This window comes from Lewinella sp., assembly GCF_050633125.1.
In the GTDB taxonomy this organism is placed as follows: Bacteria; Bacteroidota; Bacteroidia; order Chitinophagales; family Saprospiraceae; genus Lewinella.
The window spans coordinates 1-935 of record NZ_JBOEFX010000204.1 but is presented as its reverse complement, the minus strand read 5'-3'; the positions used below and the strand labels follow the sequence as shown (position 1 = coordinate 935).

The 935-nt window shown below is 41.9% G+C and carries 1 pseudogene; it reads left to right on the top strand.

Annotated elements, in window-relative coordinates:
* Positions 1-38: 38 nt before the first annotated feature.
* Positions 39-419: pseudogene (locus tag ACRBG0_RS28040) on the top strand (NAD(P)-binding domain-containing protein); the annotation flags it as partial.
* Positions 420-935: the final 516 nt, after the last annotated feature.

Sequence of the window (935 nt, the reverse complement as noted above, 5' to 3'; positions counted from 1 at the left end):
CCCGCAAGCTCAACGTTCCCGGAGAAGACTTACCGAAAGTGAAACACTACTATGATGATGCGCATCCTTACGTGGGGCAGGATGTCTTGGTGGTAGGGGCCGCTAATTCTGCTTGTGATGTCGCATTGGAAACTTATCAGAAAGGGGCGACGGTAACCATGGCCATTCGGCAGCACGAACTATACCCTAAAGTAAAATATTGGATCAAACCCAATGTTGAAAACCGCATTGCAGAGGGAAGTATCAAGGCGCACTTTAATACAGAAGTAAAAGCTATCTACCCTGATCGTGTAGAACTTGAAGGGCCCGACGGGGCATTTACGATTCCCAATGATTTTGTTTTGGCCATGACGGGCTACGAGCCAAACTATACCCTTTTAGCGGCTTTAGGTTTGCCTATTTCCGACGATGACGCTGCANNTGCCGTTGCATAATGAAGAAACACTGGAGACTCCTTTGCCAGGTGTTTACCTTGCAGGAGTGGTTTGCGCGGGAAGAAGAACGAGCAAGCTGTTTATCGAAAATACCCGCGATCATGGAGATATTATTATTGAGCAAATCCGTGCTAGAAAAGAGGTTTGCGGAGTGTAAGTTCCAGACAATATTTATGAGTTCAGATTAATAATTCCAGCGGTTTTAGAACAGATGAAGATTAGTCAGAAAACTGACTTTGTGTACATAGGCTATTCAACTATTGAAAATGAAGCATTTCTAGCTGAGATTATAGATTTTGGTCTAAACCCTTATGACTTATTTAAATCTNNCTGATAGCTCAGTAGTAAGAAGATTTCAAGAATTAAGGAGGTCATATCCAAATAATGACATATCTGAGTTGATTCAATTGAAAATTACGGAATGGGATAGAATCACAATGAGTGAGGAAGACTTTGCGAGGAGATATCCTAAGGAAAACCTTTTAAACCAATTAGATACGT